The organism is Algibacter miyuki, from assembly GCF_030409805.1.
Taxonomy (GTDB): Bacteria; Bacteroidota; Bacteroidia; order Flavobacteriales; family Flavobacteriaceae; genus Algibacter; species Algibacter miyuki.
In genome coordinates this window covers 94,060-110,393 of sequence record NZ_JAUFQP010000007.1, presented here as the reverse complement: position 1 = coordinate 110,393, position 16,334 = coordinate 94,060, and the positions used below count along the sequence as shown (strand labels likewise).

Genomic DNA, 16,334 nt, shown 5'->3' with positions numbered 1-16,334 from the left:
GGCTCAAAATTTGCTGTAATTAAAGTATTCTATGGTTATACGTGATATATTAGTTTACGGACTGTTTAAACCTCGTTTTTGTTTTAAAAACAAGGTTTAAATAGCTCGTGAGTCTTAATGTTTGAAATGGCGTGTACCTGTCATAACCATAGCAACGTTGTTTTCGTTACAATAATCAATACTCAGTTGATCTTTAATCGATCCTCCGGGTTGAATAACAGCAGCAACACCTGCGTTTTTAGCAATTTCCACACAATCAGGGAAAGGGAAAAAAGCATCACTAGCCATAGCCGCACCGTTTAAATCGAATTTAAAACTTTGTGCTTTATGTATGGCTTGTTCTAAAGCATCTACACGACTAGTTTGTCCTGTTCCGCTAGCTAATAATTGCTTGTTTTTTGTTAATACTATGGTGTTAGATTTAGTATGTTTACAAATTTTAGAAGCAAAAATTAAATCGTCAACTTGTGCGGTTGTTGGCGCTAAAGTAGTTGCTGTTTTTAAATCTTCAGCTTGATCGGTAATGTTGTTTCTATCTTGAACTAAAACACCGTTTAAACAACTTCTAACGTTTGTTTGTGGCATTTCAATATCATGGATTTCTAACATAATTCTGTTCTTTTTTCCTTTAAGGATTTCTAACGCTTCCGCTGAAAAAGAAGGGGCGATAACCACCTCACAGAATAATTTATGAATTTCTTCCGCCGTAGCGATATCAATTTCTTTGTTACTGATTAATACACCTCCAAAAGCAGAAACAGGATCGCCTGCTAAAGCATCTACATAGGCTTGGTGTAATGTATCGCGTTGTGCTAAACCACAAGCATTATTGTGTTTTAAAATGGCAAATGTTGGAGCGTCGTTTTTAAACTCGTTCATTAAGTTAACAGCGGCATCTACATCTAAAAGGTTGTTGTAGCTTAATTCTTTACCGTGAAGCTTCGTGAACAACTCATCGAAGTTTCCGAAGAAAAATCCTTTTTGGTGTGGGTTTTCACCGTAACGTAAAGTTTTACCGTTAGTTTCGCTTATTTTTAAAACTGTTTCTTCGTTGTTTTGGTTGAAATAGTTAAAAATAGCAGTATCGTAATGAGAAGATACGTTGAATGCTTTTCCAGCAAAACGTTTTCTGTTTTCTTCTGAAATGCTTCCGTTGTTTTCTGAAATTAAATCTAAAAATTCAGCATAATCATCAACAGATGATACACAAATAACATCTGAATAATTTTTAGCTGCAGCACGAATTAAAGAAATACCTCCGATATCGATTTTTTCAATAATGTCTTGTGTGCTTGCACCTGATGCTACTGTTTTTTCAAAAGGATATAAATCTACGATAACAACATCTAATTGAGGAATGTCGTATTCAGCTAATTCAGCTACATCGCCATCATGGTTTTGTCTGTTTAAAATACCACCAAAAACTTTTGGGTGTAATGTTTTTACACGACCACCAAGAATAGAAGGATATGAGGTCACATCTTCAACAGGAACAACGTCTATGCCTAAATCGTTAATAAATTTTTCGGTGCCACCAGTAGAATAAATGGTTACGCCTTGGTCGTTTAACTTTCTTACAATTGGTTCTAATCCGTCTTTACTGAATACAGAAATTAGTGCCGATTTAATCGTTTTTTCGTTGCTCATTGTGTTGTGTAATGTTTAAGAGTCCTTTTTTAACGGTGAATTTTATTGTTTTTCAGTCTTTTAAGCTGAAATTTCTAAATAATTGCAAAAGTACTTATTTCCTTTAAAAAATAGGCGGTGAATTATTAAAAAAGACAAGGTAATTTTTAACTAAAAAGGGAAGTGGTAAAATAAGGAGTTGAAACGTAAAAAATGAAAGCCCAAAATAGGAGAGGGAAACGGAGGGACGAAAAACTTAAAATCTTAGTTTTAGCTACAAGTTTTTCAATCAAGTTATCGAAAAGCTGTAGCTAAAACAGAATGATTTTTTATAAAATACTTTTTAAAGTATAGTTGCTACTTGCTGGCAAACAAACTCTAAAAAACGCTCGTCAGCTTCGGTAAATGGGTCTGGTGTGTTCGAGTCGATATCAATTTGACCAATGTTTTCACCATTTACAAAAATAGGGACTACAATTTCGGCTTTTACAGTAATGCTGCATGCAATGTAATTATCTTGAGCTGCTACATCGGGCACTACAAAATTTTCGTTACTTACGGCTACTTGTCCACAAATACCTTTTCCGAAAGGAATTACGGTATGGTCTGTTGGCGCACCAACGTATGGGCCTAAAAGTAATTCTTCTTTTTCTCCATTTCTGAAATAGAAACCTATCCAGTTGTAGTATGTTATATTTTTATCTAGTAATTCGCAGATGCTTAATAAACGCGCATCTTTATCTATTTCTGTGTTTGAAATTATGGCTGTTACTTGAGGTTTTAGAGATTCTAAAATCATAATTTTAAAAGTTTTGGCAAAAGTATTTAAAAAGATGTAATTTCGGTACTTTGTTTATAGCATTTTAATTTGAAAACACTCTTTATAAAATACAAGTCGGTAATAAAATTTATACTTACATTTTTAGTGGTGTATATTGTGCTTTCTGTGGGCTATAAATTCTATTTAGAATTTTCTGAAGGATCTCGGTTTTATCCCGATTATTTCACACATTTAGTGGGGCAGCAGAGTAACGATTTGTTAAATACTTTTGGGTATGATTCTCAAATGTTACCGCACCCTGATGAGCCATCTCTTAAATTGATTTTAGAAAACGTTTATGTAGCTCGAATTATTGAGGGATGTAATGGGATTAGTGTTATTATTTTGTTTGTGTCTTTCATTTTTGCTTTTTCGGGGAAGTTGAAAACAACCTTGTTATATGTGCTTTCCGGGAGTGTTTTAGTGTATGTCGTAAATGTGCTGCGTATTGTGGTTTTAGCAATTGGTATTTATCAATTTCCAGAATGGTCGGAGTTTCTACATAGCGTTGTTTTTCCAGGAATAATTTATGGTGTAGTGTTTTTATTATGGGTGTTTTGGGTGAATAGGTTTTCAAAATTAAATAAGAAGGATGTCTAAATTAATACGATATGTTTTACTTTCCTTTTTATTCGGATTACTCGTTTTAATTCGATGGTTTGAGCATGAGTTATTTTACGATCCGTATTTAACATTCTTTAAAAACGATTATTTATACGTTGATAGTCCACGACGCGAATTACTAAAATTGGTGAGTTTTACAACGCTGCGGTATGTTTTAAATACTGTGGTTTCTTTAACAATTCTTTACGTGGTTTTTAGAGAACGAAGTATTATAAAGTTCTCTATGTATATTTATGGTATCGCATTTCTGCTTTTAATTTGTGGGTATTTATACTTTGTAATCAATCCGAAACAAGCCGATTATTATATGTTTTTTAATTTACGGCGCTTCTTAATTCAGCCCGTTATTTTAATCTTATTGTTGCCTGCTTTTTACTATCATAAAATCACAAAGTAGCGAACTATTCCGTAGGTTATATTATGAAAAAAAAAGCCATAAAAACATGAATTATTTATTCGTGTTTTTATGGCTTTTCCTTTTTCTTCGGAAGTTTTAAACAGAAATTACTGCACCGTGTCTTGCGTTTTTTTCTTCAAGAAACCACCAAGTACATTTTTAACCGCGTCTGTAGTATTTGTTTTTTGTGTGGTTTTTGTGGTGTCAGTTTGTGTTTTATTTCCTGAAATAATACCGCCAAGCGCATCTTTTATAGCGTCAGTTTGTGTGGCTTTGGTTGAATCTGTTTTTGTTTTGTTACCAGAAATGATACCTCCAATTAAATCGGAAACTTTATCTTTTCCTTTATTCAGTAGTTTTTGTTTTTCAATTTCAACTAGTTGTTTCGTAAGGTTGGTAACGCCACTTGTTAAATCTGTTTTAACGGTTGGACTTGTATACGATCCGCCAATATTTGCTGTAACAGGAATCGTGATGTTGTTAGCGTCTTCGCTATCAATTTTGCTTAATAGATTAGTAACCTCATTTCCTAAATATTTTGCAGGCACGTTAAAAACGGCGTTGTAATTAAGGGTTTTGTCAAAACCATGAGCTCCCGAAACCGTAATGGCAATATCCTTATATTTTATATCGAAAGGTTTAACGCTTACTTGTCCGTTGGCAAATTCTAATGTCGTTTTTAAGTCTTTTAAATCCAATTTACTGAAATCGATAAAATCAATAGAACTTTCCAATTTACTCATTAACCCGGTTTTGCTTTCGCTTAAGTTTGTGGTTAATAATTCAGCTAAAGCATTACCTGAAATTGTGCTTAAATTCGGTAAAAATTCTTTGTCTAAACTACCCGATAAATTCATGCTAGTGTTTAGTTTACCTTGAAGTATTTTAGCAATAGGAGCTATGTTTTGAAGTAATTCTAAGCCTTGAAAAGATTTTGAAATATCGAAATTATTAGCGCCTAAACTGAAATTGAATGTTGGTATTTCAGTTTTTGTAGATACATCGCCAGAAACAGTAAGTGCACCATCGAAAAGACTTGAAGTTACATTGCTTAATGTTGCTGTTTGGTCTTTTATTAAAAGTGTACCTGTAACACTCGTTAAGTTTAAATTATCGTAAACTACTGTTTTAGCGTTGGCGTTTATGGTGCAATCTAAAAATGCTGGAATTTTTAAAGACTCACTAGCGCTTGTGCTTTGGTTTTCAGTAGAAGCAGTTTCGCTTTCCGACATAAAATCGCTCACTTTAAACACGTTTGAGTTGAGGTCGAAATTTCCTTTTAAGGCAGTGTCACTCAATAAAAACCCTAATAAGTTGGTTATCGTTCCAGAGGCATTTAAATCACTTTCTCCTGTTTTGGCTTTAAACTGATTTAAAGCCACTGTGGTTGGATTGAAAGTTAAATTAGCTTCGGAAATTTCAATTGGGTTTGCCATATCATCCGAAGAAAAAACAAAATTAGTTACACTTGCTGAGCCACTGCTTTTAATGCGTTCAAAAGCATTGGTTTCAATCGCATTCATATCAAAAGATGTGCTTAGTTTTGCTTTTAAAATTCCGGTAAGTTCGTTTTCTAAAGTCACTGGATATGCCTGTGATATGTTTGCGAGGTTTAAAACACCGTCTAAATTGGCATTTATAAACATGTTTTTTGTGATGTTTTTAATACTTGCAGACGATTTAAAAACATCGTTATCTATTTTGAAGTTAAGCGTATTCAAATCCACGTAAGTGTCATCTAAAATACCTGTTGTGTTTTTTATAGTAGTATTAATCACAATGTTTTCAACACGTTTTGGTAAATCAGGATATTTAAATGATGCATTGTTTGATACAATGTTGATATCTAAAGTCGGGATCGTTTCATCAGAATTAATACCTTTTATTATACCATTTATTTTGAAATCGCCACTAGTTTCTACACCATCGAGGCTGCCAGAATAACTTTCTGGAATTAAAGCTAAAAAGTTTTTAAAGTCCGATTCTGGATTTTTAAAGGTAATATCAATTTCTTGACCTTTATCGTCGTCCAATAACCTTACAAAACCATCAAATTCAATAGGAAGTTTGTTAATGTAACCTTTGTTTTCTTTAAAGGTGTATTTGCTGTTTGCTAAATCTAAGTCGATTAAAGCGCCTAGTTTTATGGCGTGATTATCTAAATAGTTTGTGCTATCCATCATAAAACTGACGTTAGCTTCTGTGTTTGTATCCAATTCCGAAGTGTCTCCCGAAAATGTACCACTACCATTATGGTTTAATGCGGTAAGGTGAAAACTCATTTTAGAGCCTTCATCAATATAATTAAAAGTACTATTGTCAATGCTGTAATCTTCAATGCTAAATGCAAAGCTACTAGACTCCGAAGTAGTTTCCGTTGTGTTGGTATCGGTTTTTGTAATGTCGTAATTGGTTACGCCAGCTGCATTGGTTTTAAGCGTTACCAAAGCTTCATCTATATAAATACTATTTACAACAATAGCCTCTTCACTAGCGGTTTTGAATAATTCAGGGATAGAAACGGTAAAAGCAATCGATTTTGTAGAGAGCAGGGTTTCATCCTTAAATGGTTCAAAATTGGTAATAACCAAATCGTTAATGTTAACTTGAGCTTCCGGAAAACTGCGGATAAAACTCAGACTAACATCGCTAAATTCAACATTCGCGTTTAAGTTTTCGTTTATAAACTGTTTCACCATACCTTGTATTTTACCTTGGAAAACAAAAGGAAGTGCAATTAATAAAATAATAAGTGTAAGTGCGGTAATTCCCGCTATTTTTAAAACTTTTTTCATAAGTAGGCGTCTATATAAATATATACGCAAAAATCGGGTTTAAAGTTTAATATACTAAGGGGTTTATGTTAATTTTAACGGAATGTAAGGTAAAGTTTATAGCAATTCAATTTCCTCGTTTACTTTAAGGTTGAAACGTTTACGGAATAAAAACACACCTAAATATAAAAATGGTGTATCTATGAATGCAATGATCACTTTAAAGATGAAACCGCTTAATAAAAGTCCTAAAAACCGATCCCAGGCAATAATATCGAAAATACAAAGCAGGCCAACAACAGTGAAGGTGTCTACAAATTGCGATAAAAAGGTTGAAAAATTATTCCGAAGCCATAAATGTTTCCCTTTGGTAAGTTGTTTCCAGAAATGATAAATTTGAATATCGATAAATTGCGCAAATAAATACGCCATCATACTCGCAAAAACGGCTAAAATGGTGTTGCCAAAAACGGTGTTAAACATGCCATTTTGAACAGGAGACCACGGTGTGGCGGGGACCACATTTGAAACGTAAACTATTAATAATGAAAAAAATGAAGCAAATATACCAGCGACAACCACTTGGTTTGCACGTTTTTTGCCATAAATTTCACTGATTAAATCCGTGATTAAAAACGTAATTGGGTAGGGGAGAATACCTACGGAAACTTCAAATAGTTTACTCCCAAAAATTTCAATATCGAAAGGATACCAATAGAAAAATTTCTGAAAAATTAAGTTAGAAACTACTAACGAGGTTATAAATAAGGCACCCAAAAGCATGTAAATCCGTTGGGCAGCAAGTCTGTCTTTTAATGTCATGCAAAGTTGTGAATAAATACCTCGGGTAAATATACAATGAAACCATTTAGTTTTCATTATTTTGCCGATACTTATGACAAAACCAACCACATTTCATATTGCTTTAGGAAGTAATAAAGGCGATAAACTTGAAAATTTGCAACATGCTATTGAAGCCATACATCTTGAAGTTGGCAATATTAAGGCGATTTCCAAAGTGTATCAATCGCCTGCGTTTGGTTTTGAAAGTGACGATTTTTATAATGCCTGTTTAGTTTTAGAAAGTTATTTAAGGCCTCAAGTAATTCTAGAAATCTTACAAGAAATTGAAACGCAGTTAGGGCGAAAGCCTAAGCAAACTGAGGTGTACGAGGCTCGTGAAATTGATTTGGATATTATTTTTTCTGAACAAGAAATAATTAGCACCGAAACCTTGATGGTGCCACACCCCGAAATGCAGAAACGTAAATTTGTGTTGTTGCCATTGCATGATGTGGCTGCTAAAATGACGCATCCTAAATTTAATAAAAGTGTATCGGCTTTGTTAACGGAGTGTGCGGACGATTCTGTGTTGTCACCATTAGAAGATACTTTGAAAAACCCATTGGAGCGTCTCGATTTTTCAAAATATAATTACATTGCTATTGAAGGTAATATTGGTGCTGGAAAAACGAGTTTAACAAAAATGATAGCGCAAGATTTTAACGCGAAGTCTATTTTGGAACGTTTTACTGAAAACCCCTTTTTACCTAAATTTTACGAAGACCCAAAACGGTACGCTTTTACGGTAGAAATGGCTTATTTAACGGATAGGTACCAGCAGATTACAGAAGATTTTGCACAACTCGATTTGTTTAAAGATTTTATTGTGAGCGATTACGATGTGTATAAATCACTCATTTTTTCTAAAATCACACTTAAAGGCGACGAGTTTAGTTTGTATCGAAAGTTGTTTTATATGATGTATAAAGATTTACGTCAGCCCGATTTATATATCTATTTATATCAAAATACCGAACGGTTACAGCAGAATATTAAAAAACGCGGACGCGATTACGAGCAAAATATTGAAGATGATTATTTAGAAAAAATTAATTCGGGTTATTTAGAGTTCTTAAAAACGCAACCGAATTTCAATGTAAAAATTATTGATATTTCCGATAAGGATTTTGTGGAGAATCGCACAGATTATTTATGGGTTTTGGGTGAGATTTGTAAATAACCACGTTACAATCTGTCCTTTTCCATCGTTCAAAATATGTTCGCCAAGTTTTGTAGCTTCTTGAACTTTCAAATTAAAAGGTGGCTCTAATAAGTTAACACCACTATTCTTTTTTATTCGGATGCCTTGCCCAGAAATAATATCTTTATTTGGTGTAAAATCGCCTGTGGGCACATGTTCCGTAAGAATAACGTACTTGTAATTCATTAGTTTTTTCGCGACTTTTTCAATTTCAGCATTAGATAAATGTTGTAATACTTGTCTAAGAATAACGCAATCGGCCTGAGGAAGTGGGGCCTCAACAATATTTAAACATTGAAATTCTAGGTTTTCCTCCTGAAATAAAATTTTATTTCTTTCAATTAGGCTTTCAACAATATCAATCGCAAAATATGTTTTAGTAAATTGAGTTAGGTGTTTACCAATATTAAAATCGCCGCAACCCAAATCGCAAACGGTTAAAAGTGATTTGTGCGATTTCAAAAAAGCAGTCAACACCTGTAAGTACGGCTCAATAATTTCAGGATTGTGAGAGCCTTCACCAGAGTAAAAATCAAATCCGGTTCCGCCCCAAAGTTTCATATCGTAAACCTGAGTCATCGCATCCTTAGTTGGCCACGGCGTCTTTTTTCGTTTTGCCACCTAAACTATTTATTTGCTAATAACTTAGAAAACACATCCCAAACCACAACACCACAGCTCACCGAGATATTCAGCGAATGCTTTGTGCCAAATTGCGGAATTTCAATAACTATATCACTTGCCGAAACTACATTTTGCGCCACGCCTTTCACTTCATTTCCAAAAACAAGCGCGTATTTTACATCTGTTTCAGGTGTAAAATCGTTTAGCATCGTGGCGTTTTCGGCCTGTTCAATCGCGCAAATTTTCACGTTTTCGGCTTTTAGTTTTTCAACTAAACCCATCGTGTTTTCAATATATTCCCACGCCACAGTATCGGTACTTCCTAAAGCTGTTTTATGAATATCCTTGTGTGGTGGCGTTGCCGTAATGCCACAGAGGTAGATTTTTTCAACTAAAAACGCATCACTCGTTCTAAACACCGATCCAATATTATTTAAACTTCTAATGTTGTCAAGCACAATAATTACAGGTGTTTTCGCTGCTTCCTTAAAGTCGTCAACACTCAATCGGTCCAGTTCACTATTTTTTAATTTACGCATGATACTTGATGAATTATATTTTTTATTCCGCGAAAGCGAAACATTTTTATTTAATTAAATTTGGTTTTTTATGGCGTTCCCCAAGGGTCGGGCTTTCTGTAGTCGCTTTTTTGTGTTGCATAGGTGCAACAACACAAAAAGAGCTCCAACAATGCTCCAATCCCTAACGCGCCACGGTTATGTGCTTACTCAAGCCTGAAAATTGTTTTATAAATCACAACTAAAATCGGTGGTTGTCCATAAACTTAAAATTGTGAACAATTAGCGATAACTTCTAGGCGTTCCACTTCAAAAAAAATAGAATAATAGTTACTTTAGCAAACTTACTAAAACAGATATCCATTGGCAACAAAAAGTAAAAAAGTAACTCCGTTAATGAAACAATATAATGCTATCAAGGCGAAATACCCCGATGCATTGTTATTATTTAGAGTAGGCGATTTTTACGAAACCTTTGGTTCGGATGCTGTTAAAACGGCCGGTATTTTAGGGATTATTTTAACCAAACGTGGAGCCGGTAGCGAAAGCGAAATAGAACTTGCCGGTTTTCCGCATCATTCTTTAAACACCTATTTGCCTAAGTTGGTAAAAGCAGGCGAACGCGTGGCTATTTGCGACCAACTCGAAGATCCAAAACAAACCAAAAATATTGTAAAACGTGGCGTTACTGAATTGGTAACACCGGGCGTAGCTTTAAACGATGAGGTTTTAGTGTCTAAATCGAACAATTTTTTATGTTCTGTTTATTTCGATAAAAAAAATATAGGAATTTCGTTTTTAGATATTTCAACCGGGGAATTTTTAACTTCTCAAGGTAATGCGGAGTATATCGATAAGTTACTGCAAAATTTTAGCCCCAGTGAGGTTTTAGTCTCTAAACAAAAACGCGCTAAGTTTAATGAAACTTTTGGCGACGATTTTCACACGTTTTATTTAGAAGATTGGGTATATCAAACCGATTATGCTTACGAGACTCTAGTAAAACATTTTGATACTAAAACACTTAAAGGTTTCGGTGTTGAAGATTTACAAGAAGGCGTGATTGCTTCCGGATCTATTCTTCATTATTTAGGCGAAACACAGCATCATAAACTGCAACACATCACATCAATTTCTCGTATTGCAGAAGATGATTATGTGTGGATGGATCGTTTCACTATTCGAAACTTAGAACTTTATAATTCTACAAATAATAATGCCGTAACGCTTTTAAATGTTATTGATAAAACCATTTCACCCATGGGTGGCAGGTTGCTAAAACGTTGGTTGGCATTACCGTTAAAGAGTGTAGCCAAAATAAAACTACGTCATGAGGTAGTTCATTTTTTAACGTCCGAAGATGCTACGCTTTTAAGTATTCAAAACCATATTAAAGGCATTGGTGATTTAGAGCGATTAATTTCTAAGGTGGCTACTACTAAAGTGAATCCGCGCGAGGTTATTCAACTTAAAAATTCATTAGAAGCTATAGTTCCTATAAAAACTTTAGCGTCCGATTGCGATAACGATTCCTTAAAAATTATTGGAGATACGTTACAAAGTTGTAATGTGTTGCGTGCTAAAATTAAAGAAACTTTAAATGAAGAAGCGCCTGTAAATGTTTTAAAAGGAAATAGTATTGCTGAAGGATTCTCTAAAGAATTAGATGAATTACGAGCACTTTCAACCTCAGGGAAAGATTATTTAAATGGCATGCTCGAACGCGAAAGCGAACGCACAGGGATTACTTCGCTTAAGATAGCTTCGAATAACGTATTTGGGTATTATATAGAAGTTCGAAACACGCATAAAGATAAGGTGCCCGAAGAGTGGATTAGAAAACAAACTTTGGTAAATGCAGAACGTTATATTACCGAAGAATTAAAAGAATACGAAGCCAAAATTTTAGGTGCCGAAGATAAAATACAAGCCATTGAGCAAAAATTATTTGCTGAATTGGTAAGTTGGATGAACCAATATATCAAGGCCGTGCAACAAAATGCTTATTTAATTGGGCAAATAGATTGTTTGTGTGGGTTTGCTCAACTGGCAAAAGATAATAATTACGTGTACCCAGTTATTGATGAGTCGCACGATTTAGAAATTAAAGAAGGACGTCACCCTGTAATTGAAAAACAATTGCCTATTGGCGAAGATTATATTGCCAACGATGTGTTTTTAGATAGAACCACACAACAACTTATCATGATTACTGGGCCTAATATGTCTGGTAAATCGGCTATTTTACGTCAAACCGCACTTATTGTGCTATTGGCTCAAATGGGAAGTTTTGTGCCTGCAAAAGAGGCTCGGATTGGTTTGGTTGATAAAATATTTACGAGAGTAGGTGCCAGTGATAATATTTCGATGGGCGAATCGACGTTTATGGTAGAAATGAACGAGACGGCGTCTATTCTAAATAACATCTCAGAACGCAGTTTGGTTCTTTTAGATGAAATTGGACGTGGTACGAGTACTTATGATGGTATTTCGATTGCTTGGGCTATTAGCGAGTACTTGCATGAGCACCCGGCGAAACCGAAAACCTTATTCGCGACGCATTATCATGAACTGAATGAAATGACGGAAACTTTTGGACGTATTAAAAATTTCAACGTTTCAGTAAAAGAATTAAAAGATAATGTGCTTTTCTTGAGAAAGCTAGTTGAAGGGGGAAGTGCGCATAGTTTCGGAATTCATGTGGCAAAAATGGCGGGCATGCCACAACAAGTTTTACGTCGTGCCAACAAAATTTTAGAGAAGTTAGAAAAGTCGCATTCGAGTGAAGAACTCACAAATAAAGTAAAATCGATGCAAGACGACATGCAGCTCAGTTTTTTTAATTTAGACGACCCTTTACTGGAAAATATTAAAGAAGAAATTTTAGACATTGATATTGATACACTTACACCGGTAGAAGCGCTTATGAAATTGAATGAAATCAAGCGTATGTTGCTAAAGAAAAAACAAGGTTAAAAGTTTTTTTAAATTTTTTTTCAAAAAGGCTTTGGTAATCCAATAAAAGTCTTAAATTTGCAACCGCAATAGCAATATTGCTCGTTCATTAAAAGACTGCGAAAGTAGCTCAGGGGTAGAGCATCACCTTGCCAAGGTGGGGGTCGCGGGTTCAAATCCCGTCTTTCGCTCTGAGAATTTTTGCCTTAAAATATTCCAATGCTGAAGTGGTGGAATTGGTAGACACGTTGGACTTAAAATCCAATGTCCATTAGGACGTACGGGTTCAAGTCCCGTCTTCAGTACTATAACCGTTGTTAATCGATTGATTTTCAGCGGTTTTTTATTTTTAATACTTAATTCTTGCCAACCATTTGCCAACCATTTTTAAAAACACTCATTTACACGTGTTTTGATTTTTACCTATACGCGCGAACAGATAGTAACGAAGTTTTTTTTGACTTTTGTTTATGTGCGCGAACAGATAACCACGAAGTTTAAAATAATTCATTAGATTGATAAACATAAAACTAAAATTAAAACCTCATCAAGTTGCATAATGATGAGGTTTTAATATTCTGCTTACGGTTATTAATGTATAAACACTTTTTATTTTCTACTTATACACTGGGACTGGTTCAAAAGCGGCTTCTATAAATTTCCATGTACCGGCACCGTCGGGTTTTACACTCATTATGTAACCATGTCTTACGGTTGTATCTCCTTCAATGGTAAATTCTACTTTACAATAAAAGTTAGGAACATCAACACCGTTAATGTTGGTAAATCCTTTTAATTGCGTCATTAATTCATTACTTACAACATGCTCTCCCTCGATGTAGTAAGGTTCAAATAATCTGTTTCCTAAATCTGAATTAATAATATTATCATTTTCAGTAATGGCGGCCTTTCCGATTAATTGCGTTGTCATTGCACTATTTGCCGTCGAACTTCCAAAAGATAAATACTCGTTTTGATAGTGTTTTAACGGTGTGGCTAGTAGTGATTTTCTACGTCTTAAATTATTTGCTGGCGACAATCTTAAATTTTTCGCTGTTTCAGGGCTGAAAATTCCCGTTGGTGCCGCGGCAAAATCATCATTCCATAAACGCTCAGTTAAAACACCGGAAACATCTTTACAGTCTTTTATAAAAATATCAGTATCTCTGTCAGTATCTAAGGTCGGGTAATCTTCCCTTTGGTACCGTCTTTGTTTTTCTTCGTCGTAAACGCCTGCAATGTATTTCGAGATTGACGAATAAGGGTTTTTTATTGCTGTTATGTTTGAAACCCAATTCGCCTTTCCGTTAGGCTCGTCCAATCCCATAATACCTTCAACTTCACCGCCTTTCTCATAACCTAATTCAACACTAGAAAAAACAAAGTCCTCTGCAGTATGTTTTTTTACGTTGGCCAATGGTATAGGCAATACAATTACAATGTTAGGATTGAAAAAATATTCAAAATCCTCGGCAATAATTAGGTCCTGGTTGTTTATACTTTGAAACCCGACATGAACATTTAATACAGATTGCAATGTTTGCGTATAATCTTTAAAAGATGTTGTGAACTTTTTATACAGTTCATCGGCTAACCCGAAATTACGCAACCAATGGCCACTGTATGCGCTTAAATAAGCAAATTCACCATCTTGTGAGTATCCTAATTCGGTACGTCCTAATATGGACGCTTTAAACCTATTTGATTTTCCCGTGATTAACTGTGATAGTCTCTCACCTAAATCATGCAATGTTATTGCTTTTGTTGATGTCGTTGCAAACGTGCTACTTTCTGTTAGTATCATTTCAACGTTAATGTCTCTACAATTGATTTCTAAACGGCTTCGTGTTCCGCTACCACCTTTTAACAATTGGCTGAATTGTAATGATGCTGATTCACCTGATTTTAAATTAAGAACCTCATTAACATTGAAAGTCTGTGCGATTTCGTCATAAGTGGAAATATTATCAGCGTACCAAATCACTATTTCTCTATCGTAATCATAATCAGTACCGTTTTTATAAATGGCAACTCTTAGCCAGAATCTTGAAAAATCGGTGTTCTCGTTTCTTATAACATCGGGGGTAAATGAGATAGACAAGTCCATGTTTAAAACGCTCCTCAATTTTGAGTTTGCAAAAAACATCATTTCATTTGTTCCATCAGAAAACCTGTCACCTATTTTGGTATTAGGATATGGGTTTTGTGCATTTTCGTGCGATTTAGATTTTATAAGCAATGGTACGCATACGGACGAACCACGTTCGTTTCCTTTATCATCTGTATAATTATACATATATGCCGTATCATCATTATTGCTAACCTCGTATGTTGATGTTAAAAATATTTCTCTATCATCAATAGTTAGGTCTTTTGTTGCTAATTCAGGAATAGTGATTTGATCAATTGTTGTTGTGCTTTCAATTTCTAATTTTTCACTTTCACGTGCTTTAAAAAGTTTGTCAAAACCGCCTGAATTAATTTTAACAGAAAGTTCGTTGTTTTCTAGGTTGTAAATCGTCTCAAGTGTACTGGTGTATAGTTCAACCCATTCATCAGTATTTGGGTTTTGACCCTCTTTTTTAATTGAAACTACTTCGTTAATGCCGTAATTTTCCAATACATCAACTATATAATCTAAGCCGTCATTAGTAAATTTTAAACTTGCTGAATAATTTGTAACTATCCCGATGTTTTCAATTGTTCTTACAAATTCCTCATCCGCTGTCTCGTAACCAATAGGATCTGTAATTATGAGGTCAGGCTTATGTGTCGACGATAAAGTATGACGTATATTTTCGTAGTATGCTGCGTTAGTTAGTACCATTTTTTTCTGTTTTTAATTTAATTACTAATGTGTTTTTGTTTTAGGTGTTTTGGGGTAGTATTTAACTCACTATATGAATGGTTAATTATTACCCTTTTAGGTGTTTTTAATTTTCGGTTAATTATTACCCCTTTTTTTATTAAATCCTTTCTTAATTGCTCATGTAAATTTTCGGAATGTTTTATTATTATTTGTTTTAATTTCTTTTTAGGCTTGTCTCTTTTGTTAGGTTTTAAAGTATCTAGCCAGTATGTAATATCTGAATAGTTGTTTAACTCCTTTTTAATTGATTTTATCAACTTACTTTTGTTAATAGTCTTATCGTAATAAACGACCCTTTCAAACCTTTTTAAAAGAAAATGTAAGGCCTTATTTAGTGTTGTTTTATTTATATCTTCAAAAGTTTTAATACCTGTTTCCGTATTGAAATCAATAGACTTTTTATGCGCGATTTCAATTCTTAATGTATGTTTGCTTATTCCGTATTGTTCGGATTTATTGTAAATTTTTATCCTGTAATTATTGTGTAATACTTCAGCGTACCGCCTTTTAAACTTAAACTCAAACGGCAAACCTCGATTGAACAGCAAGCCAGTAATAAATAATTGGGGGCAAAAGTCAGGCGTAGTGTTGATCCCGAATTCTATGTTTTGAAATATCATTTTATTTGGTTTACAATCAAACAATAGACATAAATGCTTATTTATTTCTAAAATATTATCCAGTGTAAATATATTCCCGTTATAACCCTTGTAGTTTCTAACCGTTTTGTAATTCGGTGCCTTGATCTCGTTTAGAGAATTATGTAATTTATGAATACTTCCAGTAAATAAAATTAACCCACTATCGTAAATTGTAATTTTACAATAGTGGTACATGGCTATTTTTTTTGCAGCCAATAACCCCGTTTTTTCTGAAACCTCCGTTTTAAACTCGAGATACGGCAAACTTTCAAGGCGTTTCCTATCTATGTTTAAAAGCTTTATTTTTATGTAATCAATCAAAAGGAAATAGTTATATTTGCGTGTATGTAATGCGTTGCCAGTGTTACTGCATTTGAACAAAAAAAAGAGAGCCTTTGAACAGCTCTCTTTTTTTGTTTTGTTCTTGCTGTAATGTTTCTAG

At 34.2% G+C, this 16,334-nt stretch carries 12 protein-coding genes and 2 tRNA genes; 6 read left to right on the top strand and 8 right to left on the bottom strand.

Going from position 1 to position 16,334, the window contains the following annotated elements; all coding sequences use genetic code 11:
* Positions 1–114: 114 nt before the first annotated feature.
* On the bottom strand, positions 115–1,647 hold the full coding sequence (purH, locus tag QWY92_RS03520; protein WP_290268537.1) for a bifunctional phosphoribosylaminoimidazolecarboxamide formyltransferase/IMP cyclohydrolase: 1,533 nt from the start codon (positions 1,645–1,647) through the stop codon (positions 115–117).
* A gap of 322 nt (positions 1,648–1,969) precedes the next feature.
* The gene (locus tag QWY92_RS03515) at positions 1,970–2,425 is read right to left on the bottom strand and encodes a GAF domain-containing protein (RefSeq protein ID WP_290268536.1); all 456 of its coding nucleotides are present in this window, start codon (positions 2,423–2,425) and stop codon (positions 1,970–1,972) included.
* A gap of 69 nt (positions 2,426–2,494) precedes the next feature.
* Between QWY92_RS03515 and xrtF the strand changes: the two genes are divergently transcribed.
* Both xrtF and QWY92_RS03505 read left to right on the top strand, forming a co-directional pair.
* The gene (xrtF, locus tag QWY92_RS03510; protein ID WP_290268535.1) at positions 2,495–3,046 is read left to right on the top strand and encodes an exosortase family protein XrtF; all 552 of its coding nucleotides are present in this window, start codon (positions 2,495–2,497) and stop codon (positions 3,044–3,046) included.
* Positions 3,039–3,467: an exosortase F system-associated membrane protein gene (locus tag QWY92_RS03505; RefSeq protein ID WP_290268534.1), complete on the top strand. Its 429-nt coding sequence runs from the start codon at positions 3,039–3,041 to the stop codon at positions 3,465–3,467. The genes xrtF and QWY92_RS03505 overlap by 8 nt, the downstream gene beginning before the upstream one ends.
* 107 nt (positions 3,468–3,574) lie before the next feature.
* On the opposite strand, the gene QWY92_RS03500 is transcribed toward QWY92_RS03505, so the two are convergent.
* A complete protein-coding gene (locus QWY92_RS03500; RefSeq protein ID WP_290268533.1) occupies positions 3,575–6,262 on the bottom strand; it encodes an AsmA-like C-terminal region-containing protein in 2,688 nt (895 codons plus the stop codon).
* A gap of 96 nt (positions 6,263–6,358) precedes the next feature.
* Complete coding sequence (locus QWY92_RS03495; protein ID WP_290268532.1) at positions 6,359–7,063, bottom strand: queuosine precursor transporter; 705 nt, start codon at positions 7,061–7,063, stop codon at positions 6,359–6,361.
* A 73-nt stretch (positions 7,064–7,136) separates the two neighbouring features.
* Between QWY92_RS03495 and folK the strand changes: the two genes are divergently transcribed.
* Positions 7,137–8,264 carry a 2-amino-4-hydroxy-6-hydroxymethyldihydropteridine diphosphokinase gene (folK, locus tag QWY92_RS03490; RefSeq protein WP_290268531.1) on the top strand — a complete coding sequence of 376 codons (1,128 nt, stop codon included), beginning with the start codon at positions 7,137–7,139 and terminating at the stop codon, positions 8,262–8,264.
* Here folK and QWY92_RS03485 read toward each other — a convergent pair.
* Complete coding sequence (locus QWY92_RS03485) at positions 8,235–8,906, bottom strand: class I SAM-dependent methyltransferase (RefSeq protein ID WP_290268529.1); 672 nt, start codon at positions 8,904–8,906, stop codon at positions 8,235–8,237. The two genes, folK and QWY92_RS03485, sit on opposite strands and share 30 nt — an antisense overlap.
* A 5-nt stretch (positions 8,907–8,911) precedes the next feature.
* Positions 8,912–9,448 (bottom strand): RNA methyltransferase, encoded by a 537-nt coding sequence (locus QWY92_RS03480; protein WP_290268528.1) that lies wholly within the window; start codon positions 9,446–9,448, stop codon positions 8,912–8,914.
* A gap of 342 nt (positions 9,449–9,790) precedes the next feature.
* On the opposite strand from QWY92_RS03480, the gene mutS reads away from it, so the two are divergent.
* From mutS to QWY92_RS03465, 3 genes are all read left to right on the top strand, one after another.
* Positions 9,791–12,403 (top strand): DNA mismatch repair protein MutS, encoded by a 2,613-nt coding sequence (gene mutS, locus QWY92_RS03475; RefSeq protein WP_290268527.1) that lies wholly within the window; start codon positions 9,791–9,793, stop codon positions 12,401–12,403.
* Between the two features lie 98 nt (positions 12,404–12,501).
* A tRNA-Gly gene (locus QWY92_RS03470) sits at positions 12,502–12,573 on the top strand.
* A 30-nt stretch (positions 12,574–12,603) separates the two neighbouring features.
* Positions 12,604–12,687, top strand: a tRNA-Leu gene (locus QWY92_RS03465).
* Between the two features lie 311 nt (positions 12,688–12,998).
* On the opposite strand, the gene QWY92_RS03460 is transcribed toward QWY92_RS03465, so the two are convergent.
* The gene (locus QWY92_RS03460) at positions 12,999–15,209 is read right to left on the bottom strand and encodes a hypothetical protein (RefSeq protein ID WP_290268526.1); all 2,211 of its coding nucleotides are present in this window, start codon (positions 15,207–15,209) and stop codon (positions 12,999–13,001) included.
* Positions 15,210–15,226: 17 nt separating this feature from the next.
* Positions 15,227–16,213 (bottom strand): hypothetical protein, encoded by a 987-nt coding sequence (locus QWY92_RS03455; RefSeq protein ID WP_290268525.1) that lies wholly within the window; start codon positions 16,211–16,213, stop codon positions 15,227–15,229.
* Positions 16,214–16,334 lie beyond the last annotated feature (121 nt).